The sequence below is a fragment of the Rhodanobacter sp. DHG33 genome (assembly GCF_014843005.1).
Taxonomy (GTDB): Bacteria; Pseudomonadota; Gammaproteobacteria; order Xanthomonadales; family Rhodanobacteraceae; genus Rhodanobacter_A.
Map to the genome: position 1 here is coordinate 146854 of NZ_JACYXM010000002.1, position 24411 is coordinate 171264.

The window sequence follows — 24411 nt, forward strand, 5'->3', positions numbered from 1 at the left end:
TCGTGGAATCAAACGGGCGGCCATCCTCGGCTACTCTTTCGCGGGCTTGCAGCCTTCGCCGCCCGGCTCGTTAATCGCCCTTTGCGCAGGTTTGCAACCTTTTGCCGCTCGGCTGCATCAGATCATGCGATACCCAACCTGGAGTTCCGCCATGCGCCGCACCGTACTCGCCCTGTTGCTGCTTGCTCCGCTTGCCGCCTGCGCCGCCGACGAATGCCGATACCAGGCGCCGCGCAACCTGTCGCTTGACCTCGCCGGCGTGCGTGGCGTGCAGTTCGAGGTCAACAGCTACGACCTGCACGTGAACGGCGTGCCGGGCACGAAGCAGGGCGTGGTCAACGGCCGCGCCTGCGCGTCCGACCAGTCGGCGCTGGACAAGCTGCAGATCACCCAGCGCCGCGAGGGCGACCAGCTGATCGTCGAACTGGGTGGGCAGAACGGGTTCTCGTTCCATCTGTTCGGCAGCTTCTCCGCGAATCTCGAAGCCAACGTGCAGCTGCCGCCGGAACTGCCGGTGACGGTGCGCGTGGGCTCGGGCGACGCCAGCGTGAGGGGCGTGCAGCAGTTGCACAGCTCGGTGGGCTCGGGCGACCTGCACGTGTCCAGCATTTCCGGTGCGTTCGACACCAGCGTGGGCTCGGGCGACGTGGACGCCGACGACGTCGGCAGCCTGCAGGCCGGTTCGGTGGGTTCGGGCGACCTGAAGGTCAGCGGCATCCGTGGCGACGCGAAGGTCGGCAGCATCGGCTCGGGCGACGTGACCCTGCGCAACGTGGGCGGCAGCGTGCACGCCGACACGCTGGGTTCGGGCGATCTCGGCGTGCACGACGTCGGCGGCGATCTCAGCCTCGGCGCCAAGGGCAGCGGCGACGTCAACCAGAGCGGTGTGAAGGGCAAGGTCAACGTACCGCACGACGACGATTGATCGCGCTCCGTTTGCCATGCTTCGCCATGGCGCATTCGTTCTTCCGCTTCGCAAGGAACCATGCGATTTCGGCCACCTCCCGGTGGCCGAAATCGTTTCATCGTTGGCGATGGGTGCCAAAACAGTCTCGCAGCTTGCGGTGATTCCCTGGCGCCTGGGTCGGAATAGCGAAAGGGTGTCGCTCAGCCCATCCAGCGCCACACCAGATACACCGCCGGTGCGCTCACCAGCAGGAACGGCACCGACACGCGGTGGAACAATCGCAACCCATGCGGTTGATCCGCCAGCCGCAAGGCGATGAGATTCGCCAGCGAACCGATGGCCAGCCCCGAGCCGCCCACGTTCACCGCCACCGCCAGCGCGGTGGCGTCGTGCGCGCGATCCAGCAGCAGCACGGTCGCCGGCACGTTGCTGATGATCTGCGAGATTGCGATGCCGCTTGCGAACAGGGTCAACGGACGATCGAGCGCAAGCTGGTCGAGTCCGTGCTGCACCAGCGGCAGTTCGGCGAAATGGCCAAGCCCCAGGAAAATCGCGGCGAACGTGGCCAGCAGCAGCCAGTCGATGCGGCCAAGCACATGCCGCGCGGCCAGCGCATAGGCAGCAGCCAGTGCCAGTGCCCCCGCCAGCGCATGGCCGTGTTCCATCGCCAGCACCATCAGCACCAGGGCAAGCAGCGAAGCGATCGCCAAGGGCATGGCGACCGGGTGGCCATCCACCTGCGCGGGATGCAACTCCGCGCGGCCTTTCGGCAGCCACGCGAGCGCGAGTGCCGCCACCAGCGCGAACAGTACGGCGGCCGCGGGCAGCATCGCCAGCACGAAATGCAGGAACGGCGACTGCGAGTGCTGCCACAGCAGCAGGTTCTGCGGGTTGCCGATGGGGCTGAGCGTGCTGCCCGCGTTCACCGCCAGCGCTTCCAGTACCGCCATGCGTGCCACCGGCAGGTTGGAGATGGCGCCTATCGCCAGCGTCAGCGGCACGATCAGAAACAGGCTCACGTCGTTGGTCAGCACCGTGGCGAGCAGCGCCGTGCTGGTCACCAGCAGCAGGCCGAGTGCGCGCAGGCTGTGTACGCGCGCCACCAGCGCGCCTGCGGCATGCTGCACCAAGCCACTGTCGCGGATGCCCTGGATCGCCAGCATCAGGCCGAGCAATCCGGCCAATGTGGGAACCTGCAACCAGCGTCGATAGTTCGCCAACGGATGCGGATCGAGCAGCGCCAGCGCGAGTGCCAGAGCGGCGAACAGCAACAACAGCCATTCGGATTTCAGCTGGGCCCACCAGTCGTCCATGGCGCCTGCAAGCGTCACTCGCGATCCGGTTTGTTGTTCTTGCGTCCGCCGGCGCCCATCGCGACACCAATGGCCAGGCCCAGGCCGATGCCCACTGCAAGGTTGTGTATGGCTACGCCGACACCGCTGCCGATGGCAATGCCGATGGCGATGCCTGCAGCGAGCTTGCGTTGACGCTCAGGATCGGGTTTGCCGGACGGATCTTGGTTAGCCATGGAGAGTCCTCGTGAAGATGGGTACGGTACAGATGGATCTTCCGCCGTTAAGGCCTGAAGGAAACGTGCGTCACCATTCGCTCAGGCCTTCCAGCTCGTACAGTTTCTGCCAGCTCGGCCGCGCGCGTACCAGGTCGGCCAGCCGCTTCAGCGCAGGCCATCCGGTGGCGGGGCGGGGCATGTTGCGCGACCAGCGCATCAGCATGGTGAGCAGCAGGTCGGCGCCGGAGAACGTCGCGCCGAGCAGGTAGGGGCCGTCTTTCGCGAGCTGCGCGTCGAGCAGGTCCCACACCGCCTCGATCTTCTTCTGCAGGGCCGCGCGCGCGTCCGGCGTGTGCTCCGCCATGCCCAGGTCGGCGGGATAGAACCAGAAGCGGTAGGCGGACATCAGCGTGTTGCTGAGATAGACCACCCACTGCATCCATGCCTCCCGCTCCGGCGTGCCCGGCGGCGGGATCAGCTTCGCCTCGGGATGGCGTTCGGCGAGCATCGCCAGCAGCGCGGCCGATTCGTTGCGCGGCCGGCCATCGATCACCAGCGTGGGCACCACGCCGCGCGGATTGAGTCGGAGGTACTCGTCGCTGTGCTGCGCATCGCGTTCGAAATCAACCAGCCGCAATTCATAGGGCGCGCCGATTTCGAGCAGAGCCAGGTGCACCACCATGCTGGCGGTGCCGGGAGAGTAGTAGAGCGTATACATGGGTTCCCCGCGTCGTGGTGCGAACCCGCCGATGGTGACGGTTGCCTCACCCTTCCCGCAACAGCCGCATCGGCGAAGTGCGCGCCACCTTACGCGTGCCCGCCAGCCCCAGCAGCATCACCACGAAGGCGCAGCCCAGCGCCCCCAGCATCAGCGGCGCCAGCGGCGGCACGAAGTTGTCGATGTGGAACACGGCGTGGCCCAGCCACAGGCCGGCGCCTGCGCTGCCCAGCACGGCGGTGAGCCCGGCGATCAGGCCGAGCAGGGCGAATTCGCAGGCGGCGGCCACGCGCAGCTGCGCGCGGCGCGCGCCCAGCGTACGCAGCAGCGCGGCTTCGTGGCGGCGCTCGGCGGCGCTGGCGGCCAGCGAGGCGGCCAGCACCAGGGCGCCGGCCAACAGGCTGAAGGCCAGGATCCAGCGCACCGCATCGCCTACCCGGTCGACGATCTGGCGGATGCGCGCCAGCAGGTCGTCAACGTCCACCAAGCTGAGGTTGGCGTAGTTGCGCGACAGTTGCGCCATGGCCTGCGCGTGGCCCGGTGTCAGGTGAAAGCTGGCCAGCCAGGTATGCGGCAGCGCTCCCGCATGCGCAGGGTCGAGCAGCAGGAAGAAGTTGACGCGGAACGAACTCCAGTCCACCTGGCGGAAGCTGGCGATCCTCGCGTCGACATGGCCTTCGCCGACGTCGAAGCTCATCGTGTCGCCCAGCTTCAGCCCGAACATGTCGCGCCACATGCGGTCCACCGATACCTGGGCCTGCGCTGGCGAGGCCGCGAACCACTGGCCGGCGATCACGCGGTTGGCAGGTGGCAGCGTGTCGGCCCACGACAGGCGCAACTGGCGGTCGGCCCATTCCTTCGCACGCGGATCGGCGAAATGCAGGCTGTCCATCGGCCTGCCGTTGATCGCGGTGAGTTTGCCCACCGCCAGCGGCATCATGTTGAGCTGGTCGGCGCCGATGCGCGCGAGCGTCTGCGCGAAGCTGTCGCGCTGTTCGTCCTGCAGGTTCAGCGCGAACCAGTTCGGCGTGTCGATGGGCAGCTCGCGGCGCCAGCCGTCGAGCAGGGCAGGCGCCACCACCGACAACAGCAGCAGCGCGGTGAGGCCCAGCGCGAGCGCGGTGGCCTGCACCACGCTGAGTCCGCGCCGGCGCGCCAGCGCGGCCAGGCCCAGCCGCAAGGCGGGATGTGCGCCCGGCGCCACGTACCGCGCAATCCACAGCAGCAGGGCCGCCAGCAACGCGGCCACCAGCGCCACGCCGGCGAGGCTGGCGGCGAGGATGCCCGCGAGTTGCAGCGAACCGCTCTGGCTCCAGATCAGGGCCAATGCCACCAGGACGGGCAACAGGTACAAGGCGTCGAAGCGCCGCATGCGGCGCGCGAGGCTTTGGCGGAACACGGCGACGGGCGCCACCTCAGCCAGCCGCAGCAGCGGCGGCAAGGCGAAACCGGCGAGCACGGCCAGCCCCATCGCTGCCGCGCCCAGCGCGGGCAGCAGCGGCAGCTCGGTGGGGATGCCGCCGAACAGGGTGCTGGCGAAGTGCCATGCCAGCTGTGCCGCGCCCAGGGTGAGCAGGCCGCCGACCAGCGCGGTCGGCAGCGCCAGGGCGGCGAGCGTGAGCAGCAGCAGGCCGAGCACGCGCCGGCGCGGCGTGCCCAGTGCGCGCAGCAGGGCCACTTCAGGCGTCTTGCGCCGCGCATAGCGCTGCGCGGAGAGCGCAATTGCCACGCCAGCCAGCAAGGCCGCCAGCAAGGCAGTGAGATGCAGGAAGGCGCCCGCGCGGTCGAATGCCGTGCGCATGCGTTCCTGGGTCTGCTCCGGCGTGATCAGTTCCGCGCCCTGCGGCAGGGTTTGCCGCTCGGCCCATGCACGCCAGCGCTGTACGGCATCCGGCGCGCCGGCCAGCAGCAGGCGATGCTGTGCGCGGCTGCCGGTACCGAGCAGCCCGGCCTGCCCGGCATCGGCCAGGCTCATCAGCGCGCGCGGCGCCAGGGCGACGAGCGAGCCGCCATCGGGCTGCTGCACCAGCTCCGCGGCGATGCGCAGTTCCTTGCCGCCGAGTTGCAGCGTATCGCCCGGCCTGAGCGACAAAGCCACCAGGGCGCGATGGTCGAGATACACGGTGCCCGTCGCGGGGCCGTGGGCGTTGCGCTGACGGCCGCCCGCATCGGCCAGCACCAGCTTGCCGCGCAGCGGATAGGCGTCGTCGGTGGCCTCCACGTCGAGCAGCTGGCTGTGGCCGTTGGCGAAAGCCACGCTGGGGAAACCGGCGGCATGCGCGATGGCGAGGCCGTCGCGGCGCGCTTCATCGGCAAAGGCCGCCGGCACGGTCTGCGGTGCGGAGATGCCGATGTCGCCGCCGATGAGTTCCGCTGCGCTGGCAAGGATGCCGCGCTCCACCCGCGCGGCCAGCGTGGCCACCATGCCCGTCGCCAGCACCGCCAGCAGCAGGGAGCCGGCCAGGGTGCGTAGCTCCGGCAGGCGCCATTCGCGGCGCAGGTTGCGCAGGGCGAGACGCAGCAGGTTCATGCCCGCGCTTCCGCGACCACGCGGCCTTCCTGCAGCTCGATGTGTCGCCCGCAGCGCGCGGCGAGTTGCGCGTCGTGGGTGACCAGTACGAGGGTGGTGCGGTGATTGCGGTTGAGCGCGAACAGCAGGTCGGTGACGTGGTGGCCGGTGCGCTGGTCGAGGTTGCCGGTGGGTTCGTCGGCGAACAGCAGGCGCGGGGCATGGACGAAGGCGCGGGCGATGGCCACGCGCTGCTGCTCGCCGCCGGAGAGTTGCGCCGGATAGTGCCGGCGCCGGGCGGCGAGGCCCACGGCTTCCAGCGCCGCGCGTGCCTTGTCGCGCGCCTGCGCATCGCCTTCCAGTTCCAGCGGCAGCATCACGTTTTCCTCGGCGCTGAGCGCGGGCAACAGATGGAAGGACTGGAACACGAAGCCCACCAGGCGGCGGCGCAGGTCGGCGCGCGCTTCCTCGTCCATGCTCTCCAGCGCATGGCCGGCCAGGCGGATGCTGCCGGCGCTGGGCGTGTCCAGCCCGGCGAGCAGGCCGAGCAGGGTGGTCTTGCCCGAACCGGAGGCGCCGACGATGGCGAAGCTTTCGCCTTCCTCCACCTGCAGGCCGACGCCGTCGAGTATGTCCAGCCGTCCTTCGGGGCCGTGCACCGACTTGCTAACATCGCGCACATCGAGAACCAATCGGGGCGTGTCGCTCATGCGTCGTTTCCTGTCTTTGCTGTTGCTGCTGCTATTCGGAGTGGTTGCCACCGCGCAGGCCGCACCCGCGCGTACCGTGCTGGTGCTGGGCGATTCGCTCTCCGCCGCGCACAACATTGCGACGGAGCAGGGCTGGGTGCATCTGCTGGAAGTCCGTCTTGGCAAGATGGTGCCGCCATGGGCGGTGGTCAATGCCAGCATCAGCGGCGAGACGTCGCTCTCGGGGCGCAATCGCCTGCCGGCGTTGCTGGCCAAGTATCGCCCCGGCGTGGTGGTGATCGAGCTGGGCGCGAACGACGGCCTGCAGGGGCTGCCGCTGGACCCGTTGCGCGACAACCTCGCCGCGATGGTCGATGCCGCGCAGGCGGCGCACGCCAGGGTGTTGCTGCTGGGCATCGAGCTGCCGGTGAACTACGGCCCGCAATACCGCGATGGCCTGCGCGCGGTCTATGCCGATCTCGCGAAGCAAAAGCACGCGGCGCTGCTGCCGTTCCTGCTCGATGGCGTGGCCCTGAACCCCGCGCTGATGCAGGACGACGGCCTGCATCCCACCGCCGCCGGCGAGCCCCGGGTACTGGAGAACGTATGGGGCGTGCTGCAGCCGTTGCTGAACGGTTGATCGGCGCTTTCACATGATCGTCACCGTGCGCCCGGTTAGCTCTTCACATTTGTGAAGCCACACAGGAGTAGCGATATGAGCGGACTCGAAGAGCAGGCCGGCCTGATCCTTCTGGTGGAAGACAACCGCCAGATCGCCGAAACGGTAGGCGCAGCCCTGGAGCGCAACGGCTACTCGGTGGACTACGCGGCGGACGGCTCCAGCGGCCTGCATCTTGCCGTCACCGGCAGCTACGACGTGCTCGTGCTGGACCTGAACCTGCCCGGCCTGGACGGCCTGGAGATATGCCGCAAACTGCGCCACGAGGCCAAGAAGGCCACGCCGGTGCTGATGCTCACTGCGCGCGGCACGCTGGAAGACAAGCTCGCCGGGCTGGAAGCCGGCGCCGACGACTACCTCGTGAAGCCGTTCGAGGTGCGCGAGCTGGAGGCGCGGTTGCACGCCCTGATCCGCCGCGATCGCCGCCAGGTTTCCGCCGAGGTGCTGACCGTGGGCGACATGACGCTGGACACCGCCACGTTGCGGCTGACCCGCGCCGGGCAGGAGCTCACCGTGTCGCCGATCGGCCTGAAACTGCTCGCCATCCTGATGCGCGAATCGCCGCGCGTAGTGAGCAGGCGCGACATCGAGCGCGAAATCTGGGGCGACATGCTGCCCGACTCCGACACGTTGCGCTCGCATCTCTACAACCTGCGCCGCGTCATCGACAAGCCGTTCCCACGGCCGCTGCTGCACACCATCCATTCCGCAGGCTACCGGCTCGCGGATCTCGACGCGGAAGTGGCGTCGGCGCGCACGGCGTGAAGTTGCGCGCCGCGGGCTAACCCGCGGCGCGCGTTGTAAAGGTTACTTCTGCAGCGACGGGCTCACTGCGAACGCGCAGCCCGTCTTCGCCTTCACCTCGTCCAGCGTCACGCCATCCTGCAGTTCGATCAGGGTGAGGCCCTTGCCTTTCTCCACCTCGAACACGGCCAGGTCGGTGATGACGAGGTCCACGCATTCCTTGCCGGTGACGGGCAGGTCGCACTGGTCCTTGATCTTGGGCGAGCCGTCCTTCGCGCAGTGCTCCATCAGCACCACCACGCGGCGCACGCCGCTGACCAGGTCCATCGCGCCGCCGGGGCCCTTCACCATCTTGCCCGGTACCATCCAGTTGGCGAGGTCGCCGGTGACCGAGACCTCCATGCCGCCGAGGATGGCCAGGTCGATGTGGCCGCCGCGGATCATCGCGAACGACTCCGCGCTGGAGAAGAAGCTGGAGCCGGGCAGGGTGGTGACGGTCTGCTTGCCCGCGTTGATGAGGTCGGGATCGATCTGCGCCTCGGTGGGGAAGGGGCCGATGCCGAGCAGGCCGTTCTCCGACTGCAGCACCACGTCCATGCCTTCCGGGATGTAATTGGCCACCAGGGTCGGGATGCCGATGCCGAGGTTCACGTAGAAGCCGTCGCGCAGCTCCTTCGCGGCGCGTTGCGCCAGCGCGGTGCGCATCGGGCTTTCCTTGCCGGTGTTGGCGCCGGCGATGGTGCGGAACTCGATGCGCTTTTCGTACGACGGCCCCTGGATGATGCGATCGACGTAGATGCCCGGCACGTGGATGTTGTTCGGGTCCAGCGTGCCCACGTCGACCAGTTCCTCGACCTCGGCCACGCAGATCTTGCCGCAGGTGGCGATCATCGGGTTGAAGTTGCGCGCGGTCTCGCGGAACACCAGGTTGCCGAGGCGGTCGCCCTTCCAGGCCTTGACGATGGACACGTCGGCGCGGATGGCCTCCTCCAGCACGTATTCCTTGCCGTCGAACAGCTTGGTTTCCTTGCCATCGGCCAGCTGGGTGCCGAACGCGGTGCGCGTGTAGAAGCCCGGGATGCCCGCGCCGCCGGCGCGCAGCTTCTCGGCCAGCGTGCCCTGTGGCACCAGGTGCAGTTCCAGTTCGCCGGCCAGCACCTGGCGCTCGAACTCCTTGTTCTCGCCCACATAGGAGGCGTACACCCGCTTCACCTGCCGCGTCTTGAGCAGCGGACCCATGCCGAAGTCGTCCACGCCGGCATTGTTGCCCACGATGGTGAGGCCCTTGGTGCCGGCCGCGAGCAGGGCGGCGATCAGGTTCTCCGGGATGCCGCACAGGCCGAAGCCGCCGGCCGCAATCGTCATGTTGTCGAACAGCAGGCCGTCGAGCGCCTGGGCCGCCGTTGCGTGGACCTTGTTCATTGCCTTGCCTTCATGCAGGGGGATACCAGCCGCCAAGGATACGACGGATTGCCGGCCGGCCGTTTTGTACGAGGTTTACGGGTGCTTGACATCGACAATTTACACGTGTAAACATTAATTCACTTACACGTGTAAACGGTGGCGTCATGGCAGTCAGCGAAGCCGAAGCGGCAGTGATGGAAGTGTTGTGGCGCGCGTCGCCGCGCAGCGCCGAAGAGATCCTCGCCGAGGTCGGCCCGGCGCAGGGCTGGCAGGAAGGCACGGTGAAGTCCCTACTCAACCGCTTGCTGAAGAAGAAGGCGGTGAAGGCCGAGAAGGACGGCCGCCGTTACCTCTACACACCGCTGCTGAGCCGCGAGAAATACGTCTCGCAGGAGAGCAAGGGCCTGCTCGATCGCCTGTTCGACGGCCGCGTGGCGCCCCTGGTGGCGCACTTCTCCGAACAGCGCAAGCTCAGCAAGAAAGACATCGCCGAGCTGCGCAAGCTGCTGAAGGAGCTGGACGATGAGTGAGCTTCAGATGCCGGGTCTGGAATCGCTGGCCTCCGCATGGGCCGAGCGCGGCTGGCTGGCAGGGCTGGCATTCACTGCGGCGGTGCTGGTCGTCGCCGCCTTGCGCAGGCCGGCGCGCCGCTGGTTCGGACCGGAGCGTGCGTTCCAGTTGTGGCTTCTGCCGCCGCTGGCCATGTTGGTCAGCCAGTTGCCGCATACAACGGCAACACCTGCACGCTTGCCGCCGTTGGTCTATGCGATCACTTCGGCAGTGGCCGCGCCGCTGCCGCATGCAGAAAACACCGGCAGCTTCGACTGGCGCATCGGCACCTTGCTGTTGTGGCTGGCCGGAACGGTCATCGTGTTTGCGTCCGCCGTCGCGGTGCAGCGCCGCTATCGCCGGCGGCTGCGTGGCGCCACTCCACTGCCGACATCGCTGCGCTGGCCGGTACTGCGCGCTGCCGACGCAAGCGTCGGCCCGGCACTGGTCGGCGCGTGGCGCAGCCGCATCGTGCTGCCGGCGGATTTTGCGGAGCGCTACGACGCCACCGAGCAGGCGCTGATCCTGGCCCACGAAAGCGCGCATGCGCGCCGCGGCGACGGCTGGTGGAGCCTGTTCGCGCATGCGCTGGTCGCGCTGCTGTGGTTCCACCCGCTGGCCTGGTGGGCGCTGGCCGCGCTGCGCCGCGACCAGGAACTCGCCTGCGATGCCGCCGTGCTGCGCGAATGCGGCGCGCAACGCCGCAGCTATGCGAACGCGATGTTGAAAACCCAATCGCCGGCGCTTGCGTTGCCGGTGGGGTGCGCGTGGTCCCCTCGTCATCCACTCACGGAGCGTATTGCCATGTTGAAGCAGAAGCCGGTTTCCACCCTGCGCCGTCGCGTAGGCGGTGTTGCTCTGTCGGTGTTCGCCGGCATGGCCGCGGGCGTGGCCTATGCGGCCACCGTGCCGGCCGTGGTCACGGCGGATCGCTATTCGCTGGAGCTGAGTTTGTCATTCGACGGCAAGCCCGCCCAGCAGCTCAAGAAGATGTGTCTGAAGCCGGGCGAATACGCGAGCATCAATGGCGTCGCTACGGACGTGCCGCCATGGCAGGGGCGGGTTGCCATGTTCCCTGCAGAAAAAGGTGAGATAGAAATACGCTCCGAGATCCACGGCGGAACGCTGGACAAGCCGGTGGAACCCATGGTGCGCACCATGCCGAGGCAGAACGCCACGATCGAAATAGGGCGTGATACCGCTGGCGCGGACGGCAGCTTCAAGGGCATCAAGCTGGAAATGACGCCCGGCATCGGGTGCTGAACTTCGTGGCCAGGGCCTCGCATGCACAGGCCCTGGCCGTTCGATGACATCCTCGATCCGATGACATCCTCAAAGAGAGCGTGAAGCCTTCTTCATGGAAGCTTGTCTAGCTGCGTCTCGGTGATTTCGCCGGTGATGCCCTGACGGCTCCCGTCGGCGCGAATGATCTCGGTACGCGGCGTCTCGCCGCCCCAGCCCGGGTCGATCATGAAATCGAGGCGGCCAGGCGAGGCTTCGGCATAGGCCCGGGCCGGGTAGCCACCCATATGCGCGGCCCCGAGGCGTGCTTCGATCGCCGCGCTTTGTCCGATGTCGTCGGTCGCTACGGTAACCAGCTCGATCTCGCGCGGATGCGCGTGCTGAAGCTTCGCCAGGGCCTGCATGTTCGCTTCGCAGTACGCGCAGTCCAGCGACCAGATGGCGATGATGCGCACGCCATGCGCGGGCGGCTTGAGCAGTGCCGGCACTTCGGCGGCGGACAAGGACGTGGGCGCGCCGGCATGCGCGAAGGACGGCAGCGCCAGCGCGAGCACGGCAGCGAGCGCAGAGCACCGCATCAGCGTGCCTCGGCGGGAATCAGGCGGAAGCCATCGGCGGCGTTCCACGCCACGTAAGCGTGGTCTTGCAGCACGAGCAGCTGGGGCGAGCCGACGGCCGCGCTGGACGATGCGATGGCGCTCGGCGCGCCGAAGTGCAGGCCACCGTCACGGGAAACGCGCAACATCAGCGAATAACCCTTGGCGTCCACCTGGTTCCATGCCAGCCATACGGTGCTGCCGTGCGCGGCCACATCGGCATGGCTGGCGCCGGGGCCGGCGAGTTTCAGCGCATGTTGCGGCGGATGGCCGGGATCGAGCTGGCCGTACCAGATCGCGGGTCCCTGGCTGGCCTCGTACCACACCGCATGGCGAGTGCCGTCGTCGCCGATGGCGAGGCCGGGGCCTTGTTCCGGACAGGCGGCGATATGCCAGTTGCTGAAGGTGGCGCGTTCGGCGTGAGGTGCGCTGCCGTCGGTAGGCAGCAGGGCATAGGCGTGGTCGCGGATGTTGTCGCCGAACACGCCGCGGAAGAATGCGGCGATTCCGCCATCCGGCGTGCGCGCCAGCGTGATGCGGCAGCACTCGCAGGAGTTGTCCATGACCTTGCGTTCGGGCACGAAGCTCTTGCCCTCGTCGTTCGACCAGCTGTAGAACACCGCGGCACCGAGGTAGGGCTGGCCCTTGGCCTTCGCCGCCTCCAGGTCGCGCTTGTCGATCCACGCGAGCACCACGCGGCCCTGGCCGTCCACCGCCAGCGTGTCGAAGCGGTGGGTGATCACCGCGAGGTCATGGTGCACGGTGATCGGTGCGGAGAAATGCGCGCCACCGTCCAGCGAGCGGGCGAAGCGCACATAGCCCGACCACGGTTTCGCCAGCGGTTGCGACCAGCTCACGTACAACTCGCCCTTGGGGCCGAACGCGATCTTCGGCCGGTTCTCGCCGGAGTCGTAGATCGGTTCGGCGACGGCGTTGACGTCCACCGGCGCGCTCAGCGTCTTGCCCAGATCGTCGGAATGACGGATGCGTACGTGGCCGTCCGCGGCGTCGACCACCCATAGGCGGCCATGGGCATCGAACGCGGCGCTGGCTCCGAGCCCGGGACCGCTGGCCATGTGCATGCCGGGCATGTCATGGGCGGCGACGGCGAAAGAGAGCAGGCAGAGCAGGGCGAGGGCGAGTTTGCGCATGAGGGTTCTTGAAGTTGTCACGGTCGCGGCGGTCAGCCGTCGCTGTGGGGACGTTCGCGCACCGGGCGCTTGCCCAGCTTGCGTTGCAAGGTGCGGCGGTGCATGCCGAGGCGGCGCGCGGTTTCGGAGATGTTGCCGTCGCACTCGGTGAGCACGCGCTGGATGTGTTCCCACTCCAGCCGACGCAGCGCCAGCGGAGCCTCGGGTGCGTCGGGCAGCTCTTCGTCCTCGCCTTCCGCGGTGCCCTCGCCGTCGAGCAGGGCGCGCACCACGGCATCGGCATCCACCGGCTTGGCAAGATAGTCGTGAGCGCCGCGTTTGATTGCCTCCACCGCGGTGGCAATGGAGGCGTAGCCGGTGAGCAGCAGGATGCACATGTCCGGGACCAGCCCGTGCAGCTCGGGAATCAGCCGCAGGCCGTTCTCGTCGCCCAGTTTCAAATCGAGCACGCAATGGCGCGGCTGGTGGCGGCGCGCGAGTGCGAGTGCGTCGCCGGGGTTGGTGGCCGAGATCACCTCGAAACCGCGCGAGGCCAATGCACGGCCCAGCACGCGCACGAAGGTGGCGTCGTCGTCCACCAGCAGCAAGGGGCGCGCGGTGGCGGATGGAGCGGGTTCGTTCATCCGCGTATTTTCGCCGCAGGCGGCGCGGGTTGCACGCGCCGGGGGTGCGGCTCAATGCCGCTAGGCAATCGCCGCCAGCGGCAGTCGCAGGCAGACCACCGCGCCATCGCCGGTATTGCGGACCAGCAGTTCGCCGTTGAGGCGTTCTGCCGTGGCTTCGGCGAGAGCCAGGCCCAGGCCCAAGCCGGTCAGCTTCTGCGTATGGCCAAGCTGGGCGTAGTCCTCGGTGCTGGCGAAGCCGGGGCCGCGGTCGATCACCACGAAGTGCAGCCAGCTGCTTTCGCGCTGGACCTGCAGCCGCACTTCGCGCGAATCGCATTGCGCCGAGGCGTCGCTGGCGTTGTGCAGCAGATTCAGCAAGGCATGGCGAAGGCCGGGCGGCACGCGCAGCGGCATGTGCGCGAGGCCTTCATCCAGGCGCAGTTCCAGTTCCGCTTCGGGGCGCAGCAATTGGAAGTGTTCGATGCAGCCGTGCAGGAATTTCGCCATGTCCAGCCGCTCGGGTTCCTGCGAAAGCTGGGTCTGGCCGAAGGCCACCATGTCGCGCAGGATGTCGCGGCAGCGGGCCACCTGGCTTTCGAGCAGGGCGAGATCCTCGGCCAACGCATGGTCGGCGGCGTGTTCGCGGCGCAGCTCCGGCAGCAGCGTACGCATGGTGGAAAGCGGCGTGTTGAGTTCGTGCGCGGCACCCGCGGCCTGCGTGGCGATCGCGAGGATGCCTTCGGCGCGCAAGGCGCGCTCGTGCACGCGCTGCATGGCGAGCTGCTGCATGCGCAACGCGTGCGCCAGCCGGTTGATGAAGAAGCCCAGCAGCAGCGCGGTGACGACGAAGTTCACGCCCATGCCGACCACGTGCAGCCCGAAGCCGTCGTCGTGCATGCCACCCAGCATCGGCAGCGGCACGTGCCAACGTATCAGCAGCAGATAGGTGGTGCCGGCAATGACGGCCACCGCGAGAGTGGTGCTGATGGACAGCGCCGCGGCCGACAGGGCGACAGGCACCACCAGCAGGGTGACGAAGGGGTTGCTGCCGCCGCCGGTGAAGTACAGCAGCACGCCCAGTACCAGCGTGTCCACGCAGATGTGGGCAATCGTCTCCAGCTCGCGTATCGGCCACGGTTGCTTCAGCCGCCACGCGGCCAACACCGCAAACACCGAGAGCAGGCCGATGCAGGCCAGCAGCGGCAGCAGCGGTATCGGCAGGTGCAGCCACAGCGCGCAGACCAGCACGGCGATGCTCTGTCCGCCGATGGCGCACAGGCGCAGCCAGGCCAGCGTGCGCGCCAGCGCGAAGGGGCCGATGCGGTTCTTGAGGGGACGATGCGGCATGCGCTGCCGTTCCTCGCTACGGAGCCGCCGCACGCAGCGGCTCCGTGGACTGCGGTCAGGGCGTGTCGAATTCCTCGCTGCGCACGGCGGGCAGCGGCTCGTCGTGCTTCGCCATGTCGGCATGGCTGGACGACAGCTTCTTCATCAGCGGCAGCATGGCCAGCGCGACGGCGGTGCAGCCGATGCCGACGAAGCCGAGGATGTTGAACAGGTGCGTGTAGATCGCGAGCGACTGCAGCGGCGAGGTGATGTTGTCCGGGATGTGCGCGATGTTGGCCAACACGCTGCCCAGGTACTGCGAGATGCCCACCGCGACGTAGTACGCGCCCATCATGAAGCCGCCCATGCGCTCGGGCACGTAGCGGGCGATCATCGCCAGGCCCAGGCCGCTCACCAGCAGTTCGCCCAGCGAGTAGAGGCCGTAGCCCCACACCATGATCCAGGACGAAACCTTGCCGTCCACCGCCCAGTTGGCGCCGAAGCCGTACATGAAGAAGCCCAGCGCCACGGCAGCGAAGCCCCACGCGAACTTGGCGGCCACCGAGGGATCCTTGCCGATGCGGCCGAGCGAGTTGTAGATGAACACCAGCACCGGACTGAGTATCACGATCCAGATCGCATTGAGGTTCTGGTACTGCTCGGGAATCCACGTGATGTGCCAGCCGAGCAGGTTGAAATCCAGGTTCACGTTCCTCTGCGCGAACAGGTTCAGCGACGTCGCCATCTGCGCGTAGAAGATGAAGAAGAAGATGGTCTGCACCGTCAGCACCAGCGCGGCGATGAGGCCGGAGCGTTCGCTGGAATGGCTGCTGCGGATCAGGTGTACGAAGATGCCCAGGATGACCACGCCCGCGCCATACACGCACCACTTGGCCACGGTTTCGCTCTGCAGGATGAAGGCGGAGATGAACACCGTGGCCAGGCCGCCCAGCAGCACCAGGGCGAGGCGCTTGAAGTCCACCGGGCGCTGGTCGGCCGGCGAGCCGATATGCGACAGCATGCGGCGCATGAAGGTGTAGTTGATCAGGCCCGCGACCAGGCCCACGGAACACGCGCCGAACGCGGTATGCCAGCCCATCGAGTCGCCGAACGCGTTGGCGACATGATCGCGGATCCACGGCGTCGCCGTCATGGAGATCATCGAGCCGATGTTCACCGCCATGTAGTAGATGGTGAATGCGCTGTCGATGCGCGTTTCGTCGCCTTCATAGATCTTGCGGACGAGGTTGCCGGCATTGGGCTTGAAGAAGCCGTTGCCCACGACGATCACGCCGAGGGCAAAATAGGTGGCGCCGGCGCTGTCGGACGGCATCCACAGCAGGCCGTAGCCCAGCGCGAGGATCACGGCACCCATCAGCATGGTGCGGCGCGTGCCGAGCAGCTTGTCGCCCACCCAGCCGCCGATGGCCGGGGTGGCATAGATCAGCGCCGCCGCCGCACCCCATACCAGGTTCGCGCGGGTGTCGACGAAACCCAGCTTTTTCATCATGTAGGTGACCATCAGCACCTGCATGCCGTAGAAGCCGAAGCGCTCCCACATCTCGATCAGGAAAACGGTGCTGAACGACCATGTTCGCGAAACGGGGGGATTCTGGGTTGCCATACAACGGTTCCGTGCTTGATGAGTACAACGGCCGCGCGAACGCGGCCGGCGAGTCGTGGCGCTGGATGGCGCCAAACCGACGAAGCGTACCCCATCCGCCACGGCGGCCCCGCTGCAGCGCAATATGCGATGGGAGCCTGGCGGTGGCCTGTGGCATCATCACCGGCTGATCCCGCCATGCGGGCGACATGTTCCGGAGATTCGCTTCCCATGCCCAGCACCGGCTTCCGCGGCAATCCGCGCCAACTCTGGAACGCCTTCCGCTGGTCGATGCTGGGCCTGCGCGCGTGCTGGCGGCACGAGGCCTCGTTCCGGCTGGAGGCCATGCTGGCGGTGGTGCTGATCCCGCTGGGCCTGTGGCTGGGGCAGGGGGCGCTGGAGAAGCTCGCCCTGGTGGCGCCGGCTTTCCTGGTGCTGTCCGCCGAACTGCTCAACTCCGCCATCGAGGCCGTGGTGGACAAGGTCAGCCCCGAATTCCACGAGCTTGCCGGCCGCGCCAAAGACATGGGCTCGGCCGCCGTGTTCCTGCTGATGGTGCTGACGGTGCTCAGCTGGGGGCTGGTGCTGGGCTTGCGCTAGGTCGATTGCGCCGCCATGTCCGGGGTGCTGCAATGCTTCCTCATCACCGGAACGGAGACCCGCCATGAAACTGCTGCGCAATCTCGTGCTGTTGCTGCTCGCCATAGGAATCAGCGGTTGCGGCTACAACGCCATGCAGCGCCAGGACGAGGCGGTCAAGGCCGCATGGTCGGAAGTGCTCAACCAGTACCAGCGCCGCGCCGACCTGGTGCCCAACCTGGTCGCCACGGTGAAGGGCTATGCCCAGCACGAAGAGCAGGTATTCACCCAGGTGGCCAACGCACGTGCCAAGGTGGGCAGCATCCAGGTAACCCCCGAGCTGGCTAACGACCCTGCTGCGCTGGCGAAATTCCAGGCCGCCCAAGGCGAGCTCGGCAATGCGCTGTCGCGCCTGATGGCGGTGAGCGAGAACTATCCGACGCTCAAGGCCGACGGCCTGTTCCAGAACCTGCAGGCGCAGCTGGAAGGCACCGAGAACCGCATCACCGTGGCGCGCCAGCGTTACGTCCAGTCGGTGCAGGATTACAACTCGATGATCCGCACCTTCCCGAACAACCTCACCGCCAAGATGTTCGGCTACACCGTGAAGCCGAACTTCAGTGTGCAGAACGAGCAGGCGATTTCCAGCGCGCCCAAGGTCGACTTCGGCGGTGCCGCGCCGGCACCTGCCGCCTCGGCGCATTGAGATGACCTCGCGCCGTCCGTGGGCCTGGAGGGCGTGGCTGCTGGCAGCGGTACTGCTGCTGCCGGCCTTGCTGCATGCCGATGTGGCCGTGCCGAAATTGGCGCGGCACGTCACCGACCTTACCGGCACGCTGAGCGCGCAGCAGGTGGATCAGCTCGACGAGCAACTGGCGGCGCTGGAGAAATCCAAGGGCGCGCAGCTCGTGGTGCTGATGGTGGGAAGCACCCAGCCGCAGGACATCGATGCCTATTCTCTGGACGTGTCGATGACGAACAAGGTGGGCCGCAAGGGCATCGACGACGGCGTGCTGCTGCTGGTCGCCAAGGACGACCGCCAGGTGCGCATCGAGGTGGGAGCGGGGCTGGAAGGGGCGATTCCCGACGCGGCCAGCGCGCGCATCATCCGCGAGTACATCGCGCCGAAGTTCCGCAGTGGCGACTACTACGGCGGCATCACCGATGCGGTGGGCGCGCTGACGCTGCTCATCGATGGCGAGTCGCTGCCGCCGCCCGTGCAAGGCGCGCCACACGAGCAGCGCGGGTTGGACCTGCAGGGCCTGCTTACCGTGGGATTCTTCGCGTGGCTCTTCCTGCGCGGCATGCTGGGGCGCGCGCATGCCATCGTGCGCGCACCGCTTGGCGCACTCGTCATCGGCGGCCTGTTCTGGCTGATGGCCTCCGTCGGCATGGGGATCTTCGGCGGCATCGTGGGCGGCCTGCTGATGTTGCTGCCAGCCGGCGCCGGGCGTTCCATCGGTGGCGGCGGCTGGGGCGGTTTCGGAGGCTGGGGCGGCGGCGGTTTTGGAGGCGGCGGCTTCGGCGGCGGCGGTTTCGGTGGAGGCGGCGGCTTCAGCGGTGGCGGCGGCAGCTTCAACGGCGGCGGCGCTTCGGGGAGCTGGTGACATGGCCGGACTGCAGCGCCTGTTGATGAATCTCGGCGAAGGCTGGTTCCAGATGCACCGGCGTTTCCCCGCCGGTTTGCTCGACGAAATCGCCACTGTGGTTGCGGCGGGCGAACGCCGTCACTTGGGCGAGGTTCGCGTTGCCGTGGAAGCGCGCCTGTCGCCGCTGGCCGTGCTTGCCGGACTCGATGCCCCCGCGCGCGCCAGGCAGGTGTTCGATCACCTGCACGTGTGGGATACCGAACACAACAACGGCGTGCTGATCTACGTGCTGCTGGCCGAGCGCCGCATCGAGATCGTTGCCGACCGGGGCATCGCCCGTCACGTGTCGCCCGGCGAGTGGGCTGCCGTCTGCGGCCACATGCGCGAAGCCTATGCGCGCGGCCAGTGGCGCGAAGGCAGCCTGCGCGGCATCGAGGCTGTGCATGACTTGCTCGAACGCCACTTTCCCGCCGATGGCACGCCGCGGCAGGACGAGCTGCCGGATCGGCCAGTACTGCTCTGATCCGACATCTCGTATCCGAATGTATCCGACGCTCGCTGCCTGATCATGTCAGGGCTTTGGCGCATCGCCGCCGGACGGTCGGCTTCTTGAGGACAAGCACCAAAAAAATGGCGCCGGGATCGCTCCCAGCGCCATTGCTTTCACTAGCTAGAACTGTAGTTAGAAGTCGTACGTGACGCCAAGCCGCACGTAACGCGGCGTGGTGTAACCGCGGACACGGCCGAACTGACCCGCATTCTGGTACTCGTAGATGTAGGTCGGCTGCTGCGAGTTGAACACGTTGAACACATCGGCGTTGAAGGCCAGCTTGTTGCCGGCAAACGCTGGGCGATATTCCACGTTGAACGATACGACCTTCTGCCAAGGCAGTCGGCCCGCCGAGCCGGCTGGCACCGGCTTGCCACTGCACCAGTGGTAGTACGGACCTGCATAGGCCGGATAGGTACCGTTCGGGCCATAGGCGCCCAGGCAATCATACGGCGCACCCGAGACCATCGAGATGACGCCCGACACATTCCACTCCGGCGTGATTTGGTAGCCGCCGAGCACCTTAAGCTGGTGCTTGTGGTCGTTGTGCAGGAGGCCATTCGCATATTCCATCAGCGACGGATAATCCCAGTCCTGCGTTGCCGAGATATCGGCCTGACCGGTGTCCGACTTCACCTGGCCTTCGGTGTTGCCGTAGCTGCGCGAGAACGTGTAGTCGACGCGGCCCCACCATTTCCCGTCAAACGGGTGGTTGAGGTAGAGATTGAGGGCGTAGTAGTTGCGCTTTGCGTGCTGGAAGCCCAGTTCGTCGTTGCTCAGGTGGATTTCACCGTAGCCGCCCTTGCCATCAGGAATGGTGAAGGTGGCCGCGCGGCCTGGATTGAAGAAATAGCAGCCACGCAAGTTCGAGGGATCAAGCCCGGCAGCCAGAGCTTTCTCCGTGAACAGCTCGATCTGGCAGGTGTCGTCGATCTCGTTCTTCAGGCTGCGATAGACCGCCTTGGCGCCGTAGGTCCACTCGCTGGTGAGCTGTTTGTCGAAGCCCAGGATGTATTCGTCCTGATACTGCGCGGTGAGCGACTTGGCGGTGACCGTCTTCGGGTCCGGCGATTGGCCGTATTCGAGATTCTCGGAATACGGCTGCCCCGGTCCGTTGACCGTATTGATCGGGGTCAGACCCGTCGGATAGCCGCTCGCATTGATGCCGGTGTAGGTGTAGTAGGTACGGGTGAACAGCGAACCCGATGCGCCACGCAGGGCCACGCTGGTCGGCAGCGCAAGGTAGTAGCGGCCGGCATTGCCGTAGACACGGAAGGTGGAGTCGCCATTCACGTCCCAGCTGAAACCGAGGCGAGGGGCCCATTGCGGCTTGGTCTGCCGGATATAGGGCTGGCCGTTGCTGTTGAAGTTGGTGAACTGGTCGTTGCGCAGGCCCAGCTTCAGCAGCCAGCGATCATTGACCTGCCAGGAGTCCTCGATGTACTGGGCGCGCTGCTCCACACGGACCGAGGCCGCGGTCTTGTACTCGTAACGATCCACGTAATAGCCCTGGGCGCCGCCGGGATAGTTGGACGGCGTGTCCACCTGCATCTCGCCCGACGGGGTCTGGCTGATATTCGAGCCCGGGGCGACTTTGCCGTATTCCCAGTTGTAGCCGGCAGGGATGTAGTCACCGTCATGCAGATCCTGGGTACGCTGGTTGTCGATACCCGCCGTGATCGTGTGATCGCCCAGCACATAGGTCAGGTCGACGCGGTAATTCGCGCCCTTGGTCTGGTGTGCGGGATCGCCGATGGTGCCCGAGATCTGCGAATTGGTGATGGGTGTGCCGCCCGTGTATGCCGGATTTTCACTATCCGCACCCGCGATCGGAATGATCGAAGGATCGATGCTGGCGCCAGCCGAAGTGAACAGCTGAGTCTTCTGTTTGCCGTACTGGGCAGAAAGCGTCAGGTTATCGGTGATATAACTGGTGTACTTCGCAATCCACATCTGGGCCGACGTCTTGGTGCCCGTGTCGGTGCCTTCAAGGTCACCCATGGTGGTGGTGCGGGTGTTGTAGGCGTAGACGTCGCCGTTGTACTGATGCTTGGTGGAGGCAGCCGTCAATTCGACGATGTTGCTCTCGTTGATGTTCCAGTCAAGCTTCGTGTACCACTTCGGATCGTGGAAGCTGCGCTTGTATGCAGTGTTGGACGAGGCCGTGGAAACGAGCGTGTCCTTCGACTTCGAAGCTTCCAGCGAGGCGAACAGGAACAGCTTGTCCTGGATCAGCGGGCCGCCGATGTAAGCGTCGTAGGTGGTGTTCCAACCCTTGTTGTCGTTGCGGTACTGGTAGATCTTGCCGGTGGCCGGGTTGTAGATGCTCTTGGGATCGGAGCGTAGGCTGGTGGGCGTCCACAAGGCTTGGGCACCGAAATGCCATTCGTTGGTGCCGCGTTTGCCGACCTGGCTGATGACGCCACCATCGGAACGACCATAGGCCGCGCTGTAACCGCCCGTCAGGGTTTCCTGCTGCTCGATCGAGCCGTATGGCAGATCAATGCCACCCTCACCGTTCAGCGGGTCGGTAACGTTCATGCCGTTGATGTAGTAGGCGTTCTCCGTAACCGATGCGCCACCGAAAGACACCAGTGCATTGCCGGTCGGTCCGGTAAAGAAGCTGCTGCCCTGGGTCGCACCCGGCGCCAGCAGGGCAATGGCTTCCGCCGAACGGGCCACTGGCAGGGTCTTGAGCTGTTGAGCGGTAATCACCGTGCGCGAGTCGACGCTGGTGACGTCGATCGCCGGCAGCGCATTGGCGGTAACGGTGACGCTCTCGAGGCTTTTAGCGGAAGAGAAGGAGACATCGGTGCCTGCGCTTACCTGGATCGTGACATCCGTGCGCGAGCTGACCTCGTGGCCATCCTTTTGCAGCGATACCGAGTAGCTGCCGACCGGCAGGCTGTTGATGGTGTAGCGACCGTCTGCACCCACCGTGACGGAACGTTGTACGCCAGTTGCACTTGTCGCTACCACGGTATCGCCCGCAGGCGCCTGGCCGAAAATGTTACCCGTGGTGGCCTGGCCGAAAGCCAGACCGCTGAAGCCCATGCCTAGTGCCAGAGCAAGGGTGGTTCGGCGGTAGGTGGTCCCGTGCCGAGTGTGATTGTTGATCATCATCAAGCTCCCCAAATGATGGTTGCGCGAAAGTTGTTGATTCGATCATTTGTTCTTTGAAAACAGTGATCTATGAAGAAAACGGAAGACGTTCAAGTTCTCTTGCTAGTGGCGGGTGCCGGAGGGCAAGGCTCTTGCAGAACCCAATCCGTCTCGCAAGAAATTGTGAAGCTATAGCAAGAAATTATGACAGTCAACAATTTCATAACGCCTTATTTCGCAAAAAAAAGCGGACCCTTGAGGGGTCCGCTTCAGTTCCAAATGAGGCTTGTAGGTCAGGGTGTTGCCGTTCCTTTGCCGATGTATTTGTCCAGAAACGTCTGCATGAGGTTCAGGCGATCCACGTTGTTGGCCTCCGTATAGAAGCCGTGGCCTTCGCCAGACTTGCTCATCCATTCGTAGGGCTTGTGGGCGGCGTCCAGCGCGGCGCGCATGGCCTTGGCCTGGGCGAACGGCACGCGCTCGTCGGCCTCGCCGTGGATCAGCAGTACGGGCACGTCGATCTGGTCGGCCAGCTTGTCGGGCGAGTTGGCCGCGAGTGCGGCGTCGTCCTTGCCGATTACGGCGGTGAGGTAGTTCTTGCCCAAGGTGTCCGCGCCGATGCTGCCTTTCTTGTACATCATCGCCAGGTCGTAGACGCCGGCGTAGCCGATCGCGCACTTGAACAGCTTGGGCGCGCGGATCACCGACATCAGCGCGGAGTAGCCGCCGAAGCTCCCGCCGTACACGCAGACGCGGTTGGGATCGGCGTATTGCTGTTGCTCGGCCCACTTCACGCCGTCGATCAGATCCTGTTGGATGCGGGTGCCCCACTTGAGGTAACCCGCCTGCACGAAATCGGAGCCCCGACTGCCTGAGCCGCGGTAGTTCACCTGCAACACGAGATAGCCGCGGCTGGCGAGGAACTGCGCGTCGCCGTCGAAGAACCAGCCGTCGCTGACGCCGTGCGGACCGCCGTGCGGCAGCAGCACCATCGGCAGGTTGTTCATCGACCCGCCGTTCGGCACGGTGAGGATGGCCTCCAGCTCCGTGCCGTCACTGGCCTTGAAGCGCATCGGTACGCGCTCGGCCATCTTGGCCGGATCGATCCATGGCGCGCTTTGGAAGAGCCTGACCACTTTGTAGTGTTCGGTGTCGATCAGGTAATAGGTTCCCGGGTCGCGGTCGCTGCGCACGCTGAACAGCAGTTCGTGGCCGTCTTCGCTGAAATTGATGAAGTCAACGAACTCGCCGGGAAATTTCTGGCTGATCGCCATGTAAAGCTTGGCCGCCGGGAGGTTGGGGTCCACATAGATCGCGCGTGGCGTGCCAGTGGCCGTGATCACCGCGAACGGCTGCAGTGGCGGGGCGGTCCACTGCACATTGTGGACGCTGCCGAAATCGTCCTGGGCCAGCACCTTGCGGTCGGCGCCATCGAGGCTTTGCTCGATCAACTGGTCGGGGCCGCCGTGGGCGCTGTAAAAGGCGTAGACGTGCTGGCGATCAGATGCGGTGGCGAACGGAGCGAAGTATTTGCCGGCCTGCAATTGAGCCCAGCGCCCGGCAATGAACCGGTAAGCCACGTAATCGAAGTTGTTGTCGGTGCCGTAGGCGAAACCCACCTTGCCATCAGGGTCTACCAGGAAGCTCATTTGGCCCACGCCGATATCGCCAATCAGGTGACGCACGTTTTTCACTGCATCGATGTCGTAAATCTGGCTGCGGTCGCGGTTGTCGTCATTCCACGGATGGGCGCCCAGGTAGAAGTGGTTGTTGGCCTTGTCGGGCAAGCCGTCCACTTCGCCCCAGCCATCGTCCCCCTGGCGGGTGTCGCTGCGGGTGCCGTAGCCGGACTGGTAACCGAACAGGTAGTCCTGGTGTCTTCCATCGACGTCAGTGGCGAGGATTTCGCCAGTGCGCTGGGGTTCGTCGATGGAGCCGAACTGTTTGCCCTTTTCCACGACCAGGCGGGTCGAGCTGACCCAATACATGTCGGCCGGCACTTCATTGACGGGCATGCGCAGCATGCTGAGCGGATGGCTCATGTCGTCCACCGCGTAGACCACCAGCGCATGGTCGCTGCCGTCGTCCACGCGCAACGCAATGTGCTTGCCGTCGGGCGACAGCCGTGGCATCGACATATTGGCGTGGCGGGCGAAGGTTTCCACCGGAATCAGATCCGCCGTGGCCGCGGCGGCCGGCAGACACAGGCACGCCGCGACCAGCGCGACATGCAACTTGCGCATCGACATCATCCTTGCTCTCCCCTGATTGTGTGTCCCGCTGCGGTGGCGCCCCTGCACCATCGCTGACCGGGTGGCTGGCAGTGTAGCCGGCGGAGCGGGGCGTGTCCCGCTACACT

22 protein-coding genes are annotated in these 24411 nt (G+C 66.2%); 9 read left to right on the top strand and 13 right to left on the bottom strand.

Annotation, left to right across the window (positions count from 1 at the left end):
- The first annotated feature begins 151 nt into the window (after window positions 1-151).
- Complete coding sequence (locus IHE46_RS03610; protein ID WP_192163267.1) at window positions 152-925, top strand: DUF4097 family beta strand repeat-containing protein; 774 nt, start codon at window positions 152-154, stop codon at window positions 923-925.
- A 182-nt stretch (window positions 926-1107) separates the two neighbouring features.
- Here IHE46_RS03610 and IHE46_RS03615 read toward each other — a convergent pair whose 3' ends face one another.
- From IHE46_RS03615 to IHE46_RS03635, 5 genes are all read right to left on the bottom strand, one after another.
- The gene (locus IHE46_RS03615) at window positions 1108-2220 is read right to left on the bottom strand and encodes an SLC13 family permease (protein WP_192163746.1); all 1113 of its coding nucleotides are present in this window, start codon (window positions 2218-2220) and stop codon (window positions 1108-1110) included.
- Between the two features lie 14 nt (window positions 2221-2234).
- Entirely contained in the window at window positions 2235-2435 is a 201-nt protein-coding gene (locus IHE46_RS03620) for a hypothetical protein (protein ID WP_192163268.1), read from the bottom strand.
- Window positions 2436-2505: 70 nt separating this feature from the next.
- Entirely contained in the window at window positions 2506-3135 is a 630-nt protein-coding gene (locus tag IHE46_RS03625; protein ID WP_192163269.1) for a glutathione S-transferase family protein, read from the bottom strand.
- 46 nt (window positions 3136-3181) lie between these two features.
- Complete coding sequence (locus IHE46_RS03630; protein ID WP_192163270.1) at window positions 3182-5665, bottom strand: FtsX-like permease family protein; 2484 nt, start codon at window positions 5663-5665, stop codon at window positions 3182-3184.
- On the bottom strand, window positions 5662-6354 hold the full coding sequence (locus IHE46_RS03635; RefSeq protein ID WP_192163271.1) for an ATP-binding cassette domain-containing protein: 693 nt from the start codon (window positions 6352-6354) through the stop codon (window positions 5662-5664). Before IHE46_RS03635 ends, IHE46_RS03630 begins: the two co-directional genes overlap by 4 nt.
- Between IHE46_RS03635 and IHE46_RS03640 the strand changes: the two genes are divergently transcribed.
- Complete coding sequence (locus tag IHE46_RS03640) at window positions 6353-6973, top strand: arylesterase (RefSeq protein ID WP_192163272.1); 621 nt, start codon at window positions 6353-6355, stop codon at window positions 6971-6973. The genes IHE46_RS03635 and IHE46_RS03640 overlap by 2 nt on opposite strands.
- A 75-nt stretch (window positions 6974-7048) precedes the next feature.
- Complete coding sequence (locus IHE46_RS03645) at window positions 7049-7777, top strand: response regulator transcription factor (protein WP_192163273.1); 729 nt, start codon at window positions 7049-7051, stop codon at window positions 7775-7777.
- 42 nt (window positions 7778-7819) lie between these two features.
- Here the strand turns inward: IHE46_RS03645 and IHE46_RS17180 are convergent, their stop codons facing one another.
- The gene (locus tag IHE46_RS17180; protein ID WP_192163274.1) at window positions 7820-9178 is read right to left on the bottom strand and encodes a 3-oxoacid CoA-transferase; all 1359 of its coding nucleotides are present in this window, start codon (window positions 9176-9178) and stop codon (window positions 7820-7822) included.
- Between the two features lie 146 nt (window positions 9179-9324).
- Here IHE46_RS17180 and IHE46_RS03655 point away from each other — a divergent pair, with 146 nt between their 5' ends.
- Together IHE46_RS03655 and IHE46_RS03660 are read left to right on the top strand one after the other, a co-directional pair.
- Window positions 9325-9690 (top strand): BlaI/MecI/CopY family transcriptional regulator, encoded by a 366-nt coding sequence (locus tag IHE46_RS03655; protein ID WP_192163275.1) that lies wholly within the window; start codon window positions 9325-9327, stop codon window positions 9688-9690.
- The gene (locus IHE46_RS03660) at window positions 9683-10972 is read left to right on the top strand and encodes a M56 family metallopeptidase (RefSeq protein ID WP_192163276.1); all 1290 of its coding nucleotides are present in this window, start codon (window positions 9683-9685) and stop codon (window positions 10970-10972) included. The genes IHE46_RS03655 and IHE46_RS03660 overlap by 8 nt, the downstream gene beginning before the upstream one ends.
- A 92-nt stretch (window positions 10973-11064) precedes the next feature.
- Here IHE46_RS03660 and IHE46_RS03665 read toward each other — a convergent pair whose 3' ends face one another.
- From IHE46_RS03665 to IHE46_RS03685, 5 genes are read right to left on the bottom strand one after another with little or no spacing between them, the layout of a single operon-like run.
- Window positions 11065-11505, bottom strand: coding sequence for a hypothetical protein (locus tag IHE46_RS03665; protein WP_343229980.1), 441 nt, complete (start codon window positions 11503-11505; stop codon window positions 11065-11067).
- Between the two features lie 23 nt (window positions 11506-11528).
- The gene (locus tag IHE46_RS03670; RefSeq protein WP_192163278.1) at window positions 11529-12698 is read right to left on the bottom strand and encodes a sialidase family protein; all 1170 of its coding nucleotides are present in this window, start codon (window positions 12696-12698) and stop codon (window positions 11529-11531) included.
- Between the two features lie 32 nt (window positions 12699-12730).
- Window positions 12731-13321, bottom strand: a complete 591-nt coding sequence (locus tag IHE46_RS03675; RefSeq protein WP_192163279.1) for a response regulator transcription factor — start codon at window positions 13319-13321, stop codon at window positions 12731-12733.
- A 60-nt stretch (window positions 13322-13381) separates the two neighbouring features.
- Window positions 13382-14650: an ATP-binding protein gene (locus tag IHE46_RS03680; RefSeq protein WP_192163280.1), complete on the bottom strand. Its 1269-nt coding sequence runs from the start codon at window positions 14648-14650 to the stop codon at window positions 13382-13384.
- 55 nt (window positions 14651-14705) lie between these two features.
- Window positions 14706-16253 (bottom strand): oligopeptide:H+ symporter, encoded by a 1548-nt coding sequence (locus IHE46_RS03685; protein WP_192163281.1) that lies wholly within the window; start codon window positions 16251-16253, stop codon window positions 14706-14708.
- A 210-nt stretch (window positions 16254-16463) separates the two neighbouring features.
- Here IHE46_RS03685 and IHE46_RS03690 point away from each other — a divergent pair, with 210 nt between their 5' ends.
- The 4 genes from IHE46_RS03690 (at window position 16464) to IHE46_RS03705 (ending at window position 18923) form a co-directional block, all read left to right on the top strand.
- Window positions 16464-16832 carry a diacylglycerol kinase gene (locus IHE46_RS03690; RefSeq protein WP_192163282.1) on the top strand — a complete coding sequence of 123 codons (369 nt, stop codon included), beginning with the start codon at window positions 16464-16466 and terminating at the stop codon, window positions 16830-16832.
- A gap of 64 nt (window positions 16833-16896) precedes the next feature.
- Window positions 16897-17517: a LemA family protein gene (locus IHE46_RS03695; RefSeq protein WP_192163283.1), complete on the top strand. Its 621-nt coding sequence runs from the start codon at window positions 16897-16899 to the stop codon at window positions 17515-17517.
- 1 nt (window position 17518) lies between these two features.
- On the top strand, window positions 17519-18418 hold the full coding sequence (locus IHE46_RS03700) for a TPM domain-containing protein (RefSeq protein ID WP_192163284.1): 900 nt from the start codon (window positions 17519-17521) through the stop codon (window positions 18416-18418).
- 1 nt (window position 18419) lies between these two features.
- Window positions 18420-18923: a TPM domain-containing protein gene (locus IHE46_RS03705; protein ID WP_192163285.1), complete on the top strand. Its 504-nt coding sequence runs from the start codon at window positions 18420-18422 to the stop codon at window positions 18921-18923.
- 159 nt (window positions 18924-19082) lie between these two features.
- On the opposite strand, the gene IHE46_RS03710 is transcribed toward IHE46_RS03705, so the two are convergent.
- Window positions 19083-22004, bottom strand: coding sequence for a TonB-dependent receptor (locus IHE46_RS03710; RefSeq protein WP_225562782.1), 2922 nt, complete (start codon window positions 22002-22004; stop codon window positions 19083-19085).
- A 341-nt stretch (window positions 22005-22345) separates the two neighbouring features.
- Window positions 22346-24295, bottom strand: coding sequence for a S9 family peptidase (locus IHE46_RS03715; RefSeq protein WP_192163287.1), 1950 nt, complete (start codon window positions 24293-24295; stop codon window positions 22346-22348).
- Window positions 24296-24411 lie beyond the last annotated feature (116 nt).